This is a genomic window from Rhodococcus sp. PD04 (assembly GCF_035918275.1).
Lineage (GTDB): Bacteria > Actinomycetota > Actinomycetes > Mycobacteriales > Mycobacteriaceae > Rhodococcus > Rhodococcus rhodochrous.
The window spans coordinates 1,193,872-1,211,874 of the sequence record NZ_CP142143.1 but is presented as its reverse complement, the minus strand read 5'-3'; the positions used below and the strand labels follow the sequence as shown (position 1 = coordinate 1,211,874).

The window sequence follows — 18,003 nt, the reverse complement described above, 5'->3', positions numbered from 1 at the left end:
ATAAGAGCATCAACAGACAGTACGACTTCCGTTCAGCCTGACAACCAGGGGGGACGACGGGGGTCGTGCTGTCGCGGTCGTTGCATGTGCACGACTTGTCCACGGAGCCGGGGGCTCCAACCCGAAGGAAGTGATCGAGGATGACCGAGACCCAGGTGACCTGGCTGACGCAGGAGTCGTACGACCGACTCAAGGCCGAGCTGGACCAGCTCATCGCGAATCGTCCTGTCATCGCCGCCGAGATCAACGAGCGTCGCGAGGAAGGCGACCTCAAGGAGAACGGCGGCTACCACGCGGCCCGCGAGGAGCAGGGCCAGCAGGAAGCCCGTATCCGTCAGCTCCAGGAGCTGCTGGGCACCGCCAAGGTCGGCGTCGCTCCGACCGAGTCGGGCGTGGCCCTCCCCGGTTCCGTCGTCACCGTCTACTACGCCGGCGACGAGACCGACACGGAGACGTTCTTGATCGCGACCCGCGAAGAAGGCGCCCGCAACAGCGAGCTCGAGACCTACTCCCCCAGCTCGCCCCTCGGTGGCGCCCTGATCGACGCGAAGGTCGGCGAGACCCGCGAGTACACGCTGCCCAACGGCAACACCATGAAGGTGACCCTGGTGAGCGCGGAGCCGTACCGCGGCTGATCGCCGAGTACCCTACCGCGGCTGATCCCCTCCGCAGCCGAAATGCCCGACCGGATTCTCCGGTCGGGCATTTCGTTTGTTCACGGCAGGTATCAGAAGATGCGCCGCGCCTTCATGTCGGGGAAGACCGGCCCCACCCGCACGACGTCGCCGGTGGTGGGTGCGTGCACCATCTGCCCGCCGCCGATGTAGATGGCGACGTGACCCGGTCCCCCGGCCTGCCAGTTGCCGAACAGCAGGTCGCCGGGGCGCGCCGCGTACAGCGGCACCTCGGTGCCGATGTGCCACTGTGTCTCGGACGTGCGCGGCAGCGTGATGCCCGTCGCGGCGAAGACCGCGTACGACGTCAGGCCGGAGCAGTCGAAACCGCCGCCGGACGGCCCGTTGATGTTGCCGCCACCCCAGACGTACGGCAGGCCGAGGTACTTGAACGCCAGGTCGACGATGCGATTGCCGATGTCGCCGGCCCCGCCTCCGATGCCCAGACCCAGGAACGGCGAGAGCATGCGGGCGAAGACGTGCTCGGTCGCGCGGATCTTCGCGACGTAGGGCTTCGTCTGGTTCTCGTAGTCGGGATGACCGGACGGCATGCCACCCGAGCGTTTCACCGCGCCGACGCCGGCGTTGTAGGCCGCGAGGGTCAGATCGAGGGTGTCGCCCTCGACCAGACCGCGCTTCTTCCAGTCGTCGATGAGCTTGTAGTTGTCGCACAGGAGGTTGCCCGATGCCATGACCGGGTCGGCGATACCGAGGACGTCGGCCTTGCCGTCACCGTCGGCGTCCTTGCCGTACTGGTCCCAGGTGCCGGGCATGAACTGTCCCGGACCGCGGGCGCCGACCGGCGAGACCGGCGCGGTCGGGCCGTACCGGAAACCGTTCTCGGCGGAGTAGAGGGCCGCGAGGACCGGCGCGGAGATCCCGTCGCACAGTTCCCCGGCCTTCTTCAGCCACGGCGCGAACACGGCGATCGCACCGATGGGTGCGAGTCGCGTTCCGGGAAGGATCGCCGGGATCGACGGCAGTGCGATCCCGGTGCCGGGGATCGTGGGACCCGGTTGCGGGTTCCCGACCGCGCCGCTCGCCGGCGGTTGGACCGGTATCCCGAAGGGCCCGGGCCGGGCGGCCGGCGGTTCGGGCGCCAGCGCGGGCGGAGCCGCTTCCGGATCGGCGGGGTGCAGTGCCGCGGCCGCCTCCTCGGGCAGATGCGGCTCGATCGCCCCCGCGACCGCCGTCGTCGCATCCGCGACCGCCTGTTGGGCTCCCTGCTGCATCGGCTCCGGCAACGACGCGACGAAATTCGCCACGTCCGTGTCGGCGTTCTCCGCAGTTGCCTCGAACGACTCGATCGCCCCGTTGATCTGATCCTTGATCTCTGCTGGTAAGTCCACACCCTGAACGAGCGCACTTGCTGCCGTAGCCACTGCCACGATGACCGCAGACGGGTCCACCGACATCCGCTACCCCCACATCCATCCATCAAACCGCTCTCACCGTAGCTGTGAGTTCGATCACCAGTACGGCTTCCGGATGTTCTTATCACATATATTCAGGAACACGTTCTAGTACTGGGACCAGTGGGATCCGTGTTTCCCGAGTGACCAGAGTTACGGTTCCGGATAGAAGTCCGCAGCATCGGGATGGGTCAGGACGTCCATGATGTCCACCGGATCGACCGTGCCCTCGGCGAGCAGCGCCACGAGCGTGTCCCGCTGGTCCTCCGTCACCGGTTCGCAGCCGCCGGGCATCACCCATCGGCCCTCACCCACCGGCATCACGCGGGCGCACAGCAACGTACCGGCAGGCACCTCACCTGCGAGCCAGGGCGCGGACACCTCGACCACCCGATCGCTGCGCACGTCGCGCAGCGTGAGCGACTCCTCCGGCGCACTCGCCTCGACCTCGAAGACCGAACGCTCGACCGCCAGCCACGAACGGGCGAGCTCGGTCTCGTCCTCGGGCAACAACTCACCGCGACGCTCGACGAAATCCGCGAACGCGCCGGCATCGAAGAGCAGGACGTCCTCGACGAGAGGATCGGTGACGGCCTCGGCCACCGCGTCGTCGTCCCCGTAACCGGAACGCGCCTCCGCCAACGCGACCCGCTGTTCGGCCCACCCGGGTTCGAGGGCGTGCATGGCCGCCTTCATGTACAGCCAGTCGGAGCGTTCCTCGAGCGAGTGCTCGGCGCGCCCGAGATGGCACGCCTTGTACTTGCGGCCCGACCCGCACCAGCAGCGGTCGTTGCGGCCGAGCCCCGGGACCTCCTTCGGCCGGTACCGTTCGAGCAGTTCGCGGAGGGGATGCTCGTCACCACCCGGCACCCGGGCGAGCAGGGACAGTCCCCGGATCGCGTCCCCACGGTCGGAGGCGAAGCGCGCGAGGTCGAACAACGGCAGGTCGAATGCGGAGTCGAGATCGGCCGAACGTTCGTAGTGCCGTTCGGCTTCCGCGATGCGTCCGGTCGATTCGGCCGCGCGACCGGCGATCCAGTGCGCCGCCCCCGCCGCGCGTCGCGGCGCATGGTCGAGCAACCACAACGCGGCCTGCTCGATCGCCTCGGGCGCGAGCTTCTCCCCCACCAGTTCGTCGTAGACGGTCTCGGCGATCTCGGGATCGGACAGCACCGAGTACAGACCCGACTTGCCCACGGCGAAACGCTCGTCGAGTTCGGTGTCGTCGCCGCGTTCGAGGGCTTCGACGAGCGATGCGAACAGGGCCACGCCGGGCACGGCGTCGACGGGGATGCCGAGCTGTTCGGCATAGGTCTCGAACATCGCCCGGTCGGAGTAGCCGTCGAAGTCGAATCCGTTCGGTGCCACCAGGTCTCCACTGCGGACCAGGCCGGCCTCGGCGAGCAGTTCCCCGAGCGGCAGGGACGGCGCGGAGAACGCGTCGGGAGCGTCGGCGAGCACGTCGAGGAAGGTGCCCTCGAGGCTCGCCACCTGCTCGCGGGCGATGCCCTGTTCGAGCGCATGCACGAATTCGCTCTCACCGCTCCGGACTTCGTCGTCGACCACAGCGAACGACAGGCGACCGTCCCGCACGGTGAGCGCGAGCAGACCTCCCGGCCGGTAACCCGACAGGGCACCTTCGGGAAGGACGATCGTCTCGCGGCCGGCGACCCCATCCGAATCCGGATCGGTCTGCGTGGCAGCATCTTCGGATCCACCGGGCTGCACGAGATCGAACTCGTCGTCCTCGGAGACGAGCAACAGGAGCGGTTCGATGTCGTCGACGGGGATCGCGTGCCGGTCGAGTTCGTCCGCGGTGAGGCGGTGTGTGAGCATCCTGCCCTCGAACAGCGCATCCGTCGCCGCGACACGGTCGTCGGACAACCACAGCAGCAGCGGATGGGGCTCCGACTGTTCGAGATCGATCATCACCTGCTCGGCGGAGCCGAATCCGTGCTCCTCGAGATGATCTGCCACCTCGTCGATCGTCATGGGTCCGTGGCGCCGTACCGTGTCGAGCACGGTGTCCCACAGGGCCGATTCGGGATGTTCGCTGTCCGTCACCACGTGATCGTACGGCCCCCGACAGCGCTTCCGGGGGCTATGCGGTTCCTTCCGCACCTCGTCGTCACGCATCACGCATCGCAGACGGCCTTCAGTCGGGTGCGGGCCCAACCGGCCAGCGTGGTCGGTGTCGTCGTGGTGTACTCGCGGGGGTTCTCCGGCACGAATCCGTCCCGGATACCGGCCGTCATGTCGACGATCGACGCCACCTGCTGCGGAGTCGGCCCGGCGGCCCTAAGTTCGGCGCGGACGTCGTCGTCCGAGACCTGACGGACCGCCACGGAGCGATCCAGCGCTTCGCCGAGCACGGCGGCGACCTCCCGGAACGACAGGTCCTCCGGACCGTGCACCGCTTGGACGTGCCGTCCGTACCAGTCGGAGGAGAGCGACCGGGCGGTCGCGACGGCGGCGATGTCCTCGGGCGCCACCCACGGGAGCGGACGGTCGACGTCCATCGCCGTCGTGAGCGTGCCCGCGAGGATCGACTCGAGGTCGAAGAGCAGATTGGTGAAGAAGTACCCGCAGCGCAGGTGGGTCACGTCGATGCCCAGCTCGTCGAGGGCGGTCTCCGTGAGGGCAAGACCGTCGATGTCGCCCATCCCCGTCTGCGTTCGGCGCCGACGCTCGACTGGAAGACGACCCTGCGGATCCCGTTGGTTCGGACGGCGGCGACGAGGCTCTCGGTGGCCGACCGGTAGCCGTCGAGCGGGTCGGGCAGGGAGGTCGGCGGGTCTACCCAGTACAGGGCGTCGATCCCCTCCGTGGCGTCGACGACCGAGTTCGCATCCAGTTGGTCCACGCGAACGACGTCGACGTACTCGCGCACATCGGAGGGCAGGGCGGACGGATGCCGGAGCAGGACGCGGGGACGGAGTCCGGCCTGCACGACCAGCCGTACGACGTGGCGCCCGACGTTCCCGGTCGGTGTGGTGATGGCGACGGTCATGCCTCCGACTCTCCCGAAACGGAAGGCGATGCGTCGATGTTTTCCTCGATCGATACGAGAAGAAGGCGCCCTCCCGGACGCCTTCTTCTCGTGTCTTCTACGGCCGGTGTGTCAGCCGAGCGCCTGTTCGACGTCGGCGAGCAGGTCGGCGGCGTCCTCGATGCCCACCGACAGCCGCACGAGATCCTCGGGCACCTCGAGCAGCGACCCGGCGGTGGAGGCGTGGGTCATCGCACCCGGATGCTCGATGAGCGACTCCACACCACCGAGCGACTCGGCGAGGGTGAAGATCTCGGTGCGCTTGCAGAAGTCCAGCGCGGCCTGACGGCCACCGGCGAGGCGCACGGAGATCATGCCGCCGAAGCGACGCATCTGCTTGGCCGCGTACTCGTGGCCCGGATGCGATTCGAGACCCGGATACAGCACCTTGCTCACGGCGGAGTGGCCCGACAGGAAGTCGACGAGCTTCTCGGCGTTGTCGGAGTGCTTCTCCATCCGCACCGCGAGCGTCTTGATGCCGCGCAGCGTGAGGAAGGCGTCGAACGGGCCCGGCACGGCACCCGCACCGTTCTGCAGGAACGCGAAGGCGGTGTCGAGCTCCTCGTCATTCGTCACCAGTGCGCCACCGACGACGTCGGAGTGACCACCGATGTACTTGGTGGTCGAGTGCAGCACGACGTCGGCGCCGAAGGTGAGCGGCTGCTGCAGGTACGGCGACGCGAAGGTGTTGTCGACGACGAGCTTGGCACCACCTTCGTGCGCGATGTCGGCGAGCGCGGAGATGTCGCCGATGTTGAGCAGCGGGTTGGTGGGCGTCTCGACCCACACGAGCTTGGTGTTCGGGCGCACGGCCGCGCGCACCTCGTCGGCGTCGTTGACGGCGGCGGGGGTGTACTCGATCCCCCACTGCGTGAACACCTTGTCGATGAGACGGAAGGTGCCGCCGTAGGCGTCGTTCGGGATGACGAGGTGGTCGCCCGGACGCAGCACCGAACGGAGCAGGCAGTCGGTGGCGGCCATGCCCGAGCCGAACGCCCGGCCGTAGGCGCCGTTCTCGAGCGCGGCGAGGTTCGCCTCGAGGGGACGACGGGTGGGGTTGCCGGTGCGGGCGTACTCGAAGCCGTTGCGCATCTCACCGACACCGTCCTGGGCGAAGGTCGAGGACGCGTAGATCGGCACGTTGACGGCACCGGTCTGGGGGTCGGGCTCGTACCCGGCGTGGATGGCGCGGGTCGCGAAACCGTGCTGGTTCTGGTCTGTCATGAAGATCTGTGTCCTATCGGCCTTGAGAGATGAATCCGAGCAGGTCGTGGCGGGTGATTACACCGACGGGCTTGCCGTCGTCGATCACCATGAGCGCGTCGGTGTCGCCGAACGCCTTCGTGGCGGCGTCGATCGACTCGCCCACGCCGATGTTCGGCAGCGGCGGGCTCATGTGCTTCTCGACCGGATCGGCGAGATGCGCGCGACCCTCGAAGACCGCGCTGAGCAGTTCGCGCTCGCTGACCGAACCGGCCACCTCACCTGCGGTGACGGGCGGCTCGGCACCCACGACCGGCATCTGCGAGACGCCGTATTCGCGGAGGATCTCGATGGCGTCGCGCACCGTCTCGGACGGGTGCGTGTGCACGAGGTCGGGCAGGTCGCCGCTCTTGCCGCGCAGCACGTCGCCGACGGTGGAGTCGTCGGGCTTGCCGTCGAGCGGCGCGCGCAGGAAGCCGTAGCTGGCCATCCACTTGTCGTTGAAGATCTTCGACATGTAGCCGCGGCCACCGTCGGGCAGCAGCACGACGACGACCGCGTCGGGGCCCTCACGCTCGGCGACCTGCAGCGCGGCGACGACGGCCATGCCGCACGAGCCACCGACGAGCAGGCCCTCCTCGCGGGCGAGGCGACGGGTCATCTCGAACGAGTCGGCGTCGGAGACGGCGATGATCTCGTCGGGAATCGACGGGTCGTAGGCGGAGGGCCAGAAGTCCTCACCCACACCCTCGACGAGGTACGGCCGGCCGGTGCCGCCCGAGTACACAGAGCCCTCGGGGTCGACGCCGACGACCTTCACCGCACCGTTGGAGACCTCCTTGAGGTACCGGCCGGTGCCCGAGATGGTGCCGCCGGTGCCGACGCCCGCGACGAAGTGCGTGATCTTGCCGTCGGTGTCGTTCCAGATCTCCGGGCCGGTGGTCTCGTAGTGGCTCGCCGGGCCACCCGGGTTGGAGTACTGGTTGGGCTTCCAGCCGCCGGGGAGCTCGCGGGCGAGACGGTCGGAGACGCTGTAGTAGCTGTCGGGGTGCTCCGGCGGGACGGCGGTCGGGCACACGACCACCTCGGCGCCGTAGGCCCGCAGCACGTTGCGCTTGTCCTCGCCGACCTTGTCGGGACACACGAACACGCACTTGTAGCCGCGCTGCTGCGCGACCAGGGCCAGGCCGATGCCGGTGTTACCGGAGGTGGGCTCGACGATCGTCCCACCCGGCTTCAGTTCGCCCGAGGCTTCGGCCGCATCGATCATCTTCACCGCGATGCGGTCCTTGGAGCTGCCGCCGGGATTGAGGTATTCGATCTTCGCCGCTACGAGCCCCGATCCGGGTTTCACCACCGTGTTGAGCTTGACGAGGGGGGTGTTTCCGATGAGGTCGATGACGGAATCCGCAATGCGCATGACTCCATGTTCCCACGTCGTGACTTTCCGGCAGGGTGACGGTGTACACCCCGGGAAACGACCTCCGCGAAACGACGAAGACCCCGGACCGTGGCCCGGGGTCTTCGTGGCGTTCTGCTAGTCGTTCTGGAAGTAGCTGAGCAGTCGCAGGATCTCGACGTACAGCCACACCAGGGTGACGGTCAGGCCGAGGGCGACGCCCCAGGCAGCCTTCTCCGGAGCCTGTGCGCGGATCAGCTGATCGGCGGAGTCGAAGTCCAGCAGGAAGCTGAACGCCGCGATGCCGATGCACACGAGGCTGAAGATGATGGCGATCGGGCCGCCGTCGCGCAGACCCAGGCCACCGTCGATGAAGAAGCCGGCGATCAGGTTGCCCAGCGCCAGGACCAGGACACCGACGAGGGCGCCGACGATCATGCGGGTCAGGCGCGGCGTGACGCGGATGGCACCGGTGCGGTACACGACGAGCATGCCGAAGAACACACCGAAGGTACCGAGGACGGCCTGCGCGATCAGAGTCGCGCCGCCTGCGCCACCGAACGTGATGTCGGTGAACATGAACGACAGCGCGCCGAGGAAGAAGCCTTCCGCCACCGCGTAGGCGAGGACGATCGCCGGGTTGTCCATCTTGCGGCCGAACGTCGCGACCAGCACCAGGACGAGACCGATCAGACCGCCGCCGATGACGAACGGAGCCGCCAGACCGACGTTGGAGTTGACCAGCACGTAGGAGATGAGTGCCGACACGGTGAGCACACCGAGCGTGATGCCGGTCTTGGTGACGACGTCGTCGATGGTCATCGTCCGCTGGTCGGTGGGGCGTGCCCACGGATCCGTCTGCGGCTGACCGAATTGCTGGGTGACCTGCGCGGCGCCCGCTGTCGCAGAGCCGAACGTGGCGTATCCGCCGCCCTCTTGCTTGGGCAGGTTGCGGAACACCGGGTTACTGGTGGTGCGCACCGTGCACTTCCCTTCTCGTGGTCGCTTCTGTCCGTTCAACGAGGCAGTGACCTCACGAGTTCCCGTTTCGTCGAGAAAGCTCGGACGAAACGGACTCTACCGGCTCCGCACCGACCGGGTCACGGTGAACTTGCGGTTGCGGCCCTCGACGCGGGTCGGTCCGACGATGCCCGCCAGCGCGGGGCGGTAGTCGAGGTGCCGGTTGTAGACCGTCCACATCTGTCCTCCCGGGCGGAGGATCCGGGCCGCGGCGTCGAACATCTTGCGGGCCGCGCCGGTGTGCACGGCGGCACCGATGTGGAAGGGCGGATTGCACACCACGAGGTCGACCGACCCGGCGGCGACCGAGCTCGCAGCGTCGTCGCGGAGCGTGTCGATCCGGTCGGCAAGCCCGTTCGCGGCGGCCGTCTCCGCGGCGGAGGCGACGGCGGCGGCGGATTGATCGGTCGCGATCACCCGGACGGCGGGCAGCTGCCGGGCGAGCATCGCGGCGAGGATGCCGGTGCCGCAGCCGAGGTCCACCGCGAGCCGCGCGTCCGCGTCGAGGTTCGGGAAGTGTTCGAGGAGGAAACGGGTGCCGATGTCGAGGCGCGGGCCGGCGAAGGCAGCTCCGTGCGCGACGACGGTGAGGTCGAGTTCGTCGAGCCGCTCGCGGACGGGATACGAGGCCGGTCCGGGGGTGGCTCCGCGCGCGGTGAGCACCCGCGATTTCTGCCGTCCCCGCGACGCGCGCACCTCGGCGAAGGACGCAGCGAGGACGTCGTTCATCGCAAGGCCGATGTGCTTGTCGCGGCCACCGGCGAACACGACGACCTCGGGGTCGGCGTGGCGGGCCACGGTCTCGGCGATCTCGGTCAGCGCCGAGAGCGAGCGGGGAAGACGCAGCAGCACCACCCGGGTACCGGCGAGCAGATCCGCGTCGAGTCCGCAGGAACGGTAGCGGTCGGTGAAACCCTCGCGTTCGGCGTTCGCGGCCAGGGCACGTTCGGCCACCACCGAGTCCTGGTGCACCCGGATCCGCTCCGCGCCGAACCGGACGGCCGCACCCAGTGTGAGGGCGCCGTACTGGTCGTCGACGACCACGACCGTGCCGGGCGCCGCGGATTCCAGCGCGGAGGCGGCTTCGTCGAGGAGCAGACGATCGGCCCCGTCGACGGCGAACAGGTTGGGCGCTTCCACATCCGGGAAGCGCCTCAACCTGTCGTACAACTCGTCGATCAACACTCGACCGTCAGCACTCGCCCTTTCCGGCGTTCTCGATGGCACGCAGGGTGTCGGCCTGCTCCTCCTCGCTGAGGTCCTGCCAGGCCGGGAGCTGCTGCTGGGCGTCGGCGACGGCCTGGGCCGCTGCCGCGCGGTCCTGGCCCCACTCCTCGAGCTCGTCGAGGTAGGGCAGCAGAGCCTCGCAGTTCTCCTCGTAGCTCTTGCCGAGTTCGACGCTGGTGCCCGTGGTGCCGGCCTCCGCCGAAGCCGAGGTGGTCGTCGTGGTGGTGGTCTCCTCGGCCGAGTCGGATCCGTCCGAGGATCCACACGCCGCCGCAAGCAGGACCACACCTGCACCGAACAGCGCCGCGAGAGTCTTCTTCATCTATGTCCCACTTCTGGTCGCAGTGTCGTTTCGTCCGTTCCCGGTGAGGCACCGTGGTCCGGCCGGACCACGTTAGACCAGGGGCGACGCACGATCTGCAGCGGGCGTGCACATTTCGAGACTATCCTGGGGAAACGGCTTCCCGAGGTGATTGCGCCGATGACCGAGAACGATCCGGCCGCCACTCAGCGCGCGCCGATTGTCGACGTCGCAGAGACCGACATCGTGCGCGCGCTGCACGATGCCGGCTTCACCGACGCTGTGGAGATCGGCCGCGGCGGCTTCGGTGTCGTCTATCGTTGCCGGCAGGCAGAACTCGACCGCGACGTCGCGGTGAAGGTACTGCGCCGCTCTCCCGAACCCGCCGATCTCGAACGCTTCCTGCGCGAGCAACGCGCGATGGGACGACTCTCCGCCCACCCCAACATCGTCACCGTGCTGCAGGCCGGCGCGACGGACACGGGCCTGCCCTATCTGGTGATGCACTACCACCCACACGACTCCCTCGACACCCGTATCCGGCGGCACGGACCGATCACCTGGCCGGAGGCCGTCCGGATCGGGGTGAAGGTCGCCGGTGCACTCGAGACGGCGCATCGTTCCGACGTCCTGCACCGCGACATCAAGCCCGGCAACATCCTGCTCACCGAGTACGGCGAGCCTCAACTGACGGACTTCGGGATCGCCCGCATCGGGGGCGGCTTCCGCACCACCGCCGGTGAGATCACCGGCTCCCCTGCGTTCACGGCACCCGAGGTGCTGCGCGGGCACGCACCGACTCCGGCCGCCGACGTCTACGGCCTCGCCGCGACCCTGTTCGCGGCGATCACCGGTCACGCCGCCTTCGAGCGGAAGGAGGGCGAGAAGATCGTCGCGCAGTTCGTGCGCATCACCTCCGAGCCCGTCCCCGACCTGCGCGGCGAGGGCATCCCCGACGACGTGTGCGAGGTCCTCGAGCGCGGCATGGCGACCGAGTCCGAGGACCGGCCGCAGACCGCCGCCGAGTTCGGCGATCTGCTCCGCGACGTCCAGCGCGCCCACAACCTGCCGATCGACGAGATGGCGCTGCCCGGGTCACCGCCGTCCGGCCCGTTCCCGCCACGTTCGGCGCCACCGGTCACCGGGCCGGCCTCCACGGTCTCCGGCCCGTCGTCCACGATCTCCGGACGCACCGGTCCGTCCACCGCACCGTCGACCAGGTTCCGGCCGCCCTCGACGTCCCGTCCCCTGATCGAACGCAGCCGTCTGATCTCGTTCCTGCGGGCGGGGGGACGACGCCGCCTCATCGCCATCCACGCCCCCACCGGCTTCGGCAAGTCCACCCTCGCGGCGCAGTGGCGCAACGTGCTCGCCGCCGACGGAGTGCCGGTCGCGTGGTTGACGGTGGACAGCGACGACAACAATGTCCTGTGGTTCCTCGCGCACCTCGTCGAGGCCATGAAACAGATCCGGCCCGTTCTCGCGCGCGAGCTCGGACAGATCCTCGACGCGCACGGCGACGAGGCCGAACGGTACGTGCTGTGCACCCTCATCGACGAACTGCACCGCACCGACACCGCGGCGACACTGGTGATCGACGACTGGCACCGTGTCACGTCGAAGGAGACCGTCGCCGCCCTCGAGTTCCTGCTCGACCGCGGATGCCATCACCTGCAGATCGTGGTGACGAGCCGCAACCGTTCGGGACTTCCGCTCAGCCGCATGCGGGTTCGCGACGAACTGGTCGAGATCGACTCGACGGCACTGCGATTCGGCGTGGACGAATCCGACGCCTTCCTGCGCGACATCGGCGGGATAGACCTCGACCCCGAGGACGTGGAGGATCTCACTCGCACCACGGAAGGGTGGGCCGCGGCCCTGCAACTCGCATCGTTGTCCTTGCGCGACAGCGACGATCCGTCGTGGCTCATCGAGAACATCACCGGCCGGCACCACGCGATCGGTGAGTTCCTCGCCGACAACGTCCTGGCCGGCCTCGAACCCCGGATGTACGAGTTCCTCCTCGCGACCAGCATCACCGAATCGATCAGCGGCGGACTCGCCGCGGCACTCACGGGCGATCCGCACAGCCAGGCGATGCTCGAGGAGGCGGAGGAACGCGACCTGTTCCTACGCCATGTCGACGACGAACGCGTGTGGTTCCGCTATCACCACCTGTTCCTCGACTTCCTGCGGCGGCGTCTCGAACGCGACCATCCCGACAAGGTCGCCGACCTGCACCGCACCGCCGCCGACTGGTTCGCCCGCAACCGCATGCTGCAGGAGGCCGTCGACCACGCCCTCGCCGCCGACGACACCGACTTCGCCGTCGACCTGCTCGCCGACGACGGCATGTACCTGATGGAGCACGGCCACATCGCCACGCTGCTCGCCCTGATCGACAAACTGCCGCCGAGGGCCGTCGTAAACGATCCGCGCCTGCTGCTCGCGCAGGCCTGGGCGAACAGTGCGCTGCTGCGACTGGACCGGTGCCGCAGAACCCTCGCGGCAGTGCGGGAACTGCTCGATCGTGGGGTGCCGGACGGCTACGACGTCGAAGCACTCCGCATCGAGGCGGACGCTGTCGAGGCGTCGGTCCTGATGAACTCCGACCGCATCGACGGTATCTACGAACTCATCGCGCCGTGTCTGGAGGATCCGACGTCCGTGCACCCGTGGGTGGTGGCGGCCGCAGCCGACTTCGCGTCGTACGCCGACATCTTCCGCTTCGATTTCGCCTCCGCGATCCGGCGGCAGGAATGGGCGGAGCCCTATCACCGCGAGACCCGCGGGCCCTTCGCGTCGATCTACGGTCAGTGCCTGTGCGGTATCGCCGCGAACGAACGACTCGACGTCGCCGCGGCCGAGAAGTACTTCCGCACAGCGCTGCGCCGAGCACGGCGCAACGGCGGGGTCCACACCCACGGAGGGCGCCTCGCCGCTGCCATGCTCGGGGAACTGCTCTACGAACAGGGACGGATCGCCGAGGCCGAGGCACTGCTCGACGAGAGCAACCTGCTCGGAATAGAAGGCGGCGGAACGGATTTCCTCATCGCCCGTTTCGGTACCGCTGCCCGCCTGAAGATGCTGCAGGGAAACCGGGATGCCGCCGTCGCCCTGCTCGCCGAAGGACTGCGGGTCGCGGCCCTGCACGGACTGCCGCGCCTGCGGGCACGCCTCGAGAACGAGCAGGTCCGGCTCGGGCTCATGGCACCCGGAACGCCGACCCGCACGATGCCGGAGGAAACCACACCCCATCCGGACGGAACCGTCGAGATCACCCTCCAGATCGAGGACGCCACCGCGATCCGGCTGCTCAGCGACAGCGGTGAACCCGGCGCGGCGGAACAGGCCGTCGAATGGGCGCGGATGTGGGTGCAGCGCACCGCCTCGCGTCCCCGCGCCCACCTGCAGGCCCACCGCCTGCTCGCGTCCTGCCTGCACGCGGCCGGACGCATCGACGAGGCCGAGGACACCCTGGCCGTCGTGATCGACGCGTGCGCGGCGCGCGGGATGGTGCGCTACCTGACCGACGGCGGACCGCACGTGATCTCCACGCTCGCATCGATCCGGGAACGGATCGAACAGGGCCGGTGGCCGGCCCATCGGCCGCAGATCGACGTCGAGTTCGTCCGCGAGGCGTTGCGACTGGTGGAGACGCCGCATCGCCCGGTCGTGTGAGCCCGGTCGTCACGGGAACGTGGTGTGAAGCCCGCCGATTTCGGGGACACTGCCGAGGTGACGAACCGATACGACAACTCCATCCGGACCCGGCGGTGGACCCAGGGGAAACTCGTCGACGAGGGGTTCCCGCTCTCCGCCGTCCCGGAGCATCTCGCCGATCCCGAGGCCCTCGTCTGGGTGGATCTGTGGGATCCCGAGCACACGGCTCTGCTCGAACTCGCCGAGGAATGGAACCTCGACCCGTATGCGGTCGAGGATTCGCTCGCGCACGGCGAGCGCACGAAGGCCACCCGTTACGCCACCCACACCTTCCTGACGGTCTACGCGACACACCTGTTCCCGGATTCCGAGGACGAGGATCAGGCGCACGAGTCCCGGCTCCGCACCACGCGGATCTCCGCCTTCGTCCTGCCTCGCGGCATCATCACCGTTCGCCGCGGCACTCCGTTCGACATCGACGAAGTGGTGCGCCGGTGGGACGAGAACGCCGACCTGCTGCAGTACGGGCCCGGCGCGCTGATCCACGGACTGCTCGACACGGTCGTCGACGGGCAGTTCGAGACCATCCAGGAACTCGACGACGCCGCAGAGGACCTCGAGGACTGCCTCTTCGAGGACGGCGCCTCCACCCGGCAGATCCAGCAACGCGTCTACCGGCTCCGCAAGGAACTCGTGCAGCTCCGGCGGGTCGTGTTGCCGATGCGCGAGGTCGTCAACGCCGTCCTGCGGACCCGCGCCGAGAGCCACCGCCACCCCGAACTCGACAGCTCCTACAACGACCTCTACGACCACGTGATGCGCGCCGCGGAGTGGACCGACTCACTGCGCGAGATGGTGAACACCGTCTTCGAGACGAACCTGTCGCTGCAGGACGCGCGCCTGAACATCGTCATGAAGAAACTGACGGGGTGGGCCGCGATCATCGCGGTCCCCACCGCCGTCACCGGCTGGTACGGCATGAACGTGCCCTATCCCGGAGTCGGCGAGTGGTGGGGACTGATGAGCGGGGTCGGGATCATGGTGGTGTCTGCGATCGTGCTGTACGTGCTGTTCAAGCGCCGCGACTGGTTGTGATCCCCACCCCGTTCAGGGGAACGCTGCCGGAAGGAAGACGCTGCTCAGAGGAAGACGACGAGCAGTACGACGATCACGACGACCACCGCGACGGCGGCGATCACCGCACCTGCCGAACGCCGGCGCTGCACCGGCCCGTCACGGACGAGCTCGGGATCGGCGTCGGGAGCGTCCCCGATCGGATCGTTGTTCTCGGGACCGGAGCTGGTGGGATGCGACATCGGTCTCCTCCTGGCTGTCTGTGTCGAAGTCTGACACGGACGAGCCGGTCGTGTTCGGTTTCAGGCTGTTCGGGTCGGGTACTCCGTCAGGGCAACGTTCGATGACACGGGAGGATCCCATGGCCGACTTCGTCGACAAGGCAAAGCACAAGGCAGAAGAAGCAGGCGGCAAGATCAAGGAGAACACCGGTCAGGCGACCGGCGATCGTGATCTCGAAGCCGAGGGCCGCGGCGACCAGACCTCCAGCGGTCTGAAGCAGGCAGGCGACAAGGTTTCGGATGCCGTAGAGAACGTCAAGGACGCTTTCAAGAAGTAGCCCCTGAACTGCGCGGTGCCGGTAGTTACGACTACCGGCACCGCGCTGTTCGGGCGCTCCGCACCGCGCTGTTCGGATGCTGCGCACCGTATCCGACCGGTGCTTGCAGCACCCCGCTCTCACGGGGTGCTGCAAGGACTACTTCTACTTCGAGGTGCCTTCGGTGTCGTCGAAGAAGTGCCAGGTACCGTCCTGCTCGTTCTGCGCCTCCATGCGCCAGCCGAGTTCGCTGTTGTCGGCGCGCTGGTCGACGAACCAGGCGTGCGCATCGTCCGCGCTCTCGATCTCCTTGGTATCCACGACGTTCCCGGTCGGGTCGATCACTCTGTAGGTAGCCATGCCGAGTGTCTTCCCACGCGACTCGCCGGTCAAACGTTCCGGGAACCTTCTGGTGTAGGGTGGAGTCATCGTTCGGCTCGCACATGATGAGCGACCTCGCACCTCGGTGCCCGAAGGTTCCGAACCGGACGTGAGAGTTCCCCGCCGCGTGTACCGCGGCCCCTCTTCTTCGCACTGCCCCCGGCCGGGGTCTACCCGGCCGCACCCCGAAAGGATGGCCATGAGCCAGCACAAAGAATTCGACAACCCTCTTTTTCTCGCCCCCACCTCTCCCGACGCCGAGGCCGAGATCGAGCACGTGGCCGCTGTCGCAGAGGTGACCGCCCCCCACGACTACTCCTCGATCTTCTCCGCGCGCGGCGCCTGATCCGCATCACCCGGCCGCGAAGTCGGCCAGTGCCTGCGACACCTGCTCGGGCCGCCCGTCGTTCTGATCGGCGGCCGCAGTGAGTACATCGATGTGGTTGTATCCGGGCAGCACCCACCTGCGTTCGTTCGGATGGTCCGTCTCCGGCAACGAGATCCCGCCGCTCGCCACCAGCGTCACCACAGGATTGCGGGTGACCCCGTCGCGGTGGAGATGACCTTCGAAGCGGGTTGCCGACGCCAGGTCGAACGGAAGCTTCGACGGGAAGTACCACTCGGTGAAATCCAGTGGGGGCTCCGACAGATTCCGCGCCAGCTCCGCGATCGACGTCACCTCGCTCCCCCGATCGGTGTACCGCGCCTCGTCGGATGACGACGCCGCCGTACCCACCTCGTCGTAGTCGAGCCACCGGTAGACGACTCCCGGATCCGCGAACACCGCCGGCGACGCCTTGGGCGCGTCGCCGAAGAATCCCGACCCGAGCACCTCCGGCGTGCCGGGAACAGGAAACAGCTTGTCGCGCACGGGCGCACCGGTGATGAATCCGACGCTCGCCTGCAGGAATCCCAGCGGTTGCGAATTGTCGTCGAGGATCGCACCGAGCACCGCCTCGTTGGTCGCGTTCAACGTCCGCACATCCGGGTCGCCCGTCGCGAACATCGCGTAGTCCCCCGACAACAGAGTGCGCAACGTCCAGTCGACGTTCGGGTTGTCGGGCATGCGCGGGACGATGCCGTCGGTGCTGTCCGGGTCCAATCGCGCGGCGAGTCCCGTGAGTGCGAGCAGATTCGTCGTCTCGGGATTGATGACCGCAGGAAGTGCCAGCACCGGCGATGCCGTCGAGATGGAGCCGGAGATCGCATCGAGCGGTGCCGAGACCGTGTCGGGCAGATCCGGGAGGGCACCCCGCCCCGGGAACGGCGCGCCCGCCTCAATCACCGTATCGAGCGCGAAGTACCCGCCGCACTGGTTGTAACCTGCGTCGTCGGTGGTGGCGGGATCTCCGTCGAAGTCCCATTCCGCGAAGTAGCCGGTGATGAAACCGCCGAGAGAATGCCCGCCGCACAACACCTTCCGCTTCCGCAGCGCCGGGTCGGGAAGTTCGTGACGCAGCAGGTCGTACTGGTCGCGCAGCGTCTGTTCGAGACCGACATGCGAGAGCCATGCGACGTCGGCGCCGCTCGCGTGGCCGGCGAATCGTCGCCCGTCCACTTCGGCACCGTGGAAGTAGTAGTCGGTCGCGGTGTCGAGCGAACCCGTCCGCAATGCCGCCCGGGTACCGGTGTGGTCCTCGAGGCAGTTCGATCGCCGGTCGAGTGCCCAGAACTCGATGTGGGCACCGCGAGTCGCGGCCGCGACGACGGTGTTGCGCGCGACGCTCTCGAATGCACCCGCTCCCTCGAAGATTCCCGGTTGGGCGACGAGGATCCGGTCGGCGTCGGCCGAATTCTCCGGTCCGTCTGCCGAACGCCACCGCAGATACGACAGCCGGTCGCACGCGGCAGGTCGCGGTCCGGCCACCGGCGGTAGCGGTGCGGGTATCGACACCACGGACCCGAGCACCTCGCCGGCCAGCGGCGCCGACGAGTCATACGGCATTTCGGTGCGTCCGCTCGTCTCCGCCGACACCACCGGCGCCGTGAGCACACTTCCCATCACTGCCGCAGCCAGTGCGGCACCCATCATTGCGCGCATTCCCCATCCCCCGATCGGTTC

Annotated in this window: 17 protein-coding genes; 5 read left to right on the top strand and 12 right to left on the bottom strand. The window is 68.1% G+C overall.

The genetic code is table 11. The annotated features are described in order from the left end of the window. The first annotated feature begins 140 nt into the window (after positions 1-140). Positions 141-635: a transcription elongation factor GreA gene (gene greA / locus U9J23_RS05740; protein WP_006553878.1), complete on the top strand. Its 495-nt coding sequence runs from the start codon at positions 141-143 to the stop codon at positions 633-635. A gap of 92 nt (positions 636-727) precedes the next feature. Here greA and U9J23_RS05735 read toward each other — a convergent pair whose 3' ends face one another. The 9 genes from U9J23_RS05735 to U9J23_RS05695 all read right to left on the bottom strand — a co-directional run bounded on the left by U9J23_RS05735 (position 728) and on the right by U9J23_RS05695 (position 10,306). Beyond that, positions 728-2,089, bottom strand: coding sequence for a C40 family peptidase (locus tag U9J23_RS05735; protein WP_059381587.1), 1,362 nt, complete (start codon positions 2,087-2,089; stop codon positions 728-730). Positions 2,090-2,239: 150 nt separating this feature from the next. Further along, a complete protein-coding gene (locus tag U9J23_RS05730; RefSeq protein ID WP_326601805.1) occupies positions 2,240-4,150 on the bottom strand; it encodes an SEC-C domain-containing protein in 1,911 nt (636 codons plus the stop codon). Positions 4,151-4,221: 71 nt separating this feature from the next. Further along, the gene (locus U9J23_RS05725) at positions 4,222-4,749 is read right to left on the bottom strand and encodes a hypothetical protein (protein ID WP_197700692.1); all 528 of its coding nucleotides are present in this window, start codon (positions 4,747-4,749) and stop codon (positions 4,222-4,224) included. Next, a complete protein-coding gene (locus U9J23_RS05720) occupies positions 4,686-5,096 on the bottom strand; it encodes an SDR family oxidoreductase (RefSeq protein ID WP_218775624.1) in 411 nt (136 codons plus the stop codon). The genes U9J23_RS05725 and U9J23_RS05720 overlap by 64 nt, the downstream gene beginning before the upstream one ends. A gap of 111 nt (positions 5,097-5,207) precedes the next feature. Next, positions 5,208-6,359: a cystathionine gamma-synthase gene (locus U9J23_RS05715; RefSeq protein ID WP_059381589.1), complete on the bottom strand. Its 1,152-nt coding sequence runs from the start codon at positions 6,357-6,359 to the stop codon at positions 5,208-5,210. A gap of 13 nt (positions 6,360-6,372) precedes the next feature. Next, positions 6,373-7,758 carry a cystathionine beta-synthase gene (locus tag U9J23_RS05710; RefSeq protein ID WP_016691267.1) on the bottom strand — a complete coding sequence of 462 codons (1,386 nt, stop codon included), beginning with the start codon at positions 7,756-7,758 and terminating at the stop codon, positions 6,373-6,375. Positions 7,759-7,875: 117 nt separating this feature from the next. Continuing rightward, positions 7,876-8,718, bottom strand: a complete 843-nt coding sequence (locus U9J23_RS05705; RefSeq protein WP_059381590.1) for a Bax inhibitor-1/YccA family protein — start codon at positions 8,716-8,718, stop codon at positions 7,876-7,878. A gap of 96 nt (positions 8,719-8,814) precedes the next feature. Continuing rightward, positions 8,815-9,942, bottom strand: a complete 1,128-nt coding sequence (locus tag U9J23_RS05700; protein WP_059381591.1) for a class I SAM-dependent methyltransferase — start codon at positions 9,940-9,942, stop codon at positions 8,815-8,817. Positions 9,943-9,949: 7 nt separating this feature from the next. Next, positions 9,950-10,306 carry a hypothetical protein gene (locus U9J23_RS05695; protein ID WP_059381592.1) on the bottom strand — a complete coding sequence of 119 codons (357 nt, stop codon included), beginning with the start codon at positions 10,304-10,306 and terminating at the stop codon, positions 9,950-9,952. A gap of 159 nt (positions 10,307-10,465) precedes the next feature. On the opposite strand from U9J23_RS05695, the gene U9J23_RS05690 reads away from it, so the two are divergent. Then, entirely contained in the window at positions 10,466-13,966 is a 3,501-nt protein-coding gene (locus U9J23_RS05690) for a serine/threonine-protein kinase (protein WP_106200466.1), read from the top strand. 57 nt (positions 13,967-14,023) lie between these two features. Further along, on the top strand, positions 14,024-15,043 hold the full coding sequence (locus U9J23_RS05685) for a magnesium transporter CorA family protein (RefSeq protein ID WP_085469010.1): 1,020 nt from the start codon (positions 14,024-14,026) through the stop codon (positions 15,041-15,043). 44 nt (positions 15,044-15,087) lie between these two features. Here U9J23_RS05685 and U9J23_RS05680 read toward each other — a convergent pair whose 3' ends face one another. Continuing rightward, positions 15,088-15,264, bottom strand: coding sequence for a hypothetical protein (locus U9J23_RS05680; RefSeq protein WP_167388353.1), 177 nt, complete (start codon positions 15,262-15,264; stop codon positions 15,088-15,090). A gap of 119 nt (positions 15,265-15,383) precedes the next feature. Between U9J23_RS05680 and U9J23_RS05675 the strand changes: the two genes are divergently transcribed. Beyond that, the gene (locus tag U9J23_RS05675) at positions 15,384-15,581 is read left to right on the top strand and encodes a CsbD family protein (RefSeq protein WP_026060957.1); all 198 of its coding nucleotides are present in this window, start codon (positions 15,384-15,386) and stop codon (positions 15,579-15,581) included. Between the two features lie 144 nt (positions 15,582-15,725). On the opposite strand, the gene U9J23_RS05670 is transcribed toward U9J23_RS05675, so the two are convergent. Continuing rightward, entirely contained in the window at positions 15,726-15,920 is a 195-nt protein-coding gene (locus U9J23_RS05670; protein WP_059381617.1) for a hypothetical protein, read from the bottom strand. Positions 15,921-16,140: 220 nt separating this feature from the next. Between U9J23_RS05670 and U9J23_RS05665 the strand changes: the two genes are divergently transcribed. Next, on the top strand, positions 16,141-16,287 hold the full coding sequence (locus U9J23_RS05665) for a hypothetical protein (protein WP_167388352.1): 147 nt from the start codon (positions 16,141-16,143) through the stop codon (positions 16,285-16,287). A 6-nt stretch (positions 16,288-16,293) separates the two neighbouring features. Here the strand turns inward: U9J23_RS05665 and U9J23_RS05660 are convergent, their stop codons facing one another. Then, positions 16,294-17,982 (bottom strand): hypothetical protein, encoded by a 1,689-nt coding sequence (locus tag U9J23_RS05660; RefSeq protein WP_326601794.1) that lies wholly within the window; start codon positions 17,980-17,982, stop codon positions 16,294-16,296. Positions 17,983-18,003 lie beyond the last annotated feature (21 nt).

Coding starts and splice junctions, on each gene's coding strand:
- greA (WP_006553878.1), top strand. CDS start 141: ATGACCGAGACCCAGGTGACCTGGCTGACGCAGGAGTCGTACGACCGA.
- U9J23_RS05735 (WP_059381587.1), bottom strand. CDS start 2,089: ATGTCGGTGGACCCGTCTGCGGTCATCGTGGCAGTGGCTACGGCAGCA.
- U9J23_RS05725 (WP_197700692.1), bottom strand. CDS start 4,749: ATGGGCGACATCGACGGTCTTGCCCTCACGGAGACCGCCCTCGACGAG.
- U9J23_RS05720 (WP_218775624.1), bottom strand. CDS start 5,096: ATGACCGTCGCCATCACCACACCGACCGGGAACGTCGGGCGCCACGTC.
- U9J23_RS05715 (WP_059381589.1), bottom strand. CDS start 6,359: ATGACAGACCAGAACCAGCACGGTTTCGCGACCCGCGCCATCCACGCC.
- U9J23_RS05710 (WP_016691267.1), bottom strand. CDS start 7,758: ATGCGCATTGCGGATTCCGTCATCGACCTCATCGGAAACACCCCCCTC.
- U9J23_RS05695 (WP_059381592.1), bottom strand. CDS start 10,306: ATGAAGAAGACTCTCGCGGCGCTGTTCGGTGCAGGTGTGGTCCTGCTT.
- U9J23_RS05690 (WP_106200466.1), top strand. CDS start 10,466: ATGACCGAGAACGATCCGGCCGCCACTCAGCGCGCGCCGATTGTCGAC.
- U9J23_RS05680 (WP_167388353.1), bottom strand. CDS start 15,264: ATGTCGCATCCCACCAGCTCCGGTCCCGAGAACAACGATCCGATCGGG.
- U9J23_RS05675 (WP_026060957.1), top strand. CDS start 15,384: ATGGCCGACTTCGTCGACAAGGCAAAGCACAAGGCAGAAGAAGCAGGC.
- U9J23_RS05670 (WP_059381617.1), bottom strand. CDS start 15,920: ATGGCTACCTACAGAGTGATCGACCCGACCGGGAACGTCGTGGATACC.
- U9J23_RS05665 (WP_167388352.1), top strand. CDS start 16,141: ATGAGCCAGCACAAAGAATTCGACAACCCTCTTTTTCTCGCCCCCACC.
- U9J23_RS05660 (WP_326601794.1), bottom strand. CDS start 17,982: ATGCGCGCAATGATGGGTGCCGCACTGGCTGCGGCAGTGATGGGAAGT.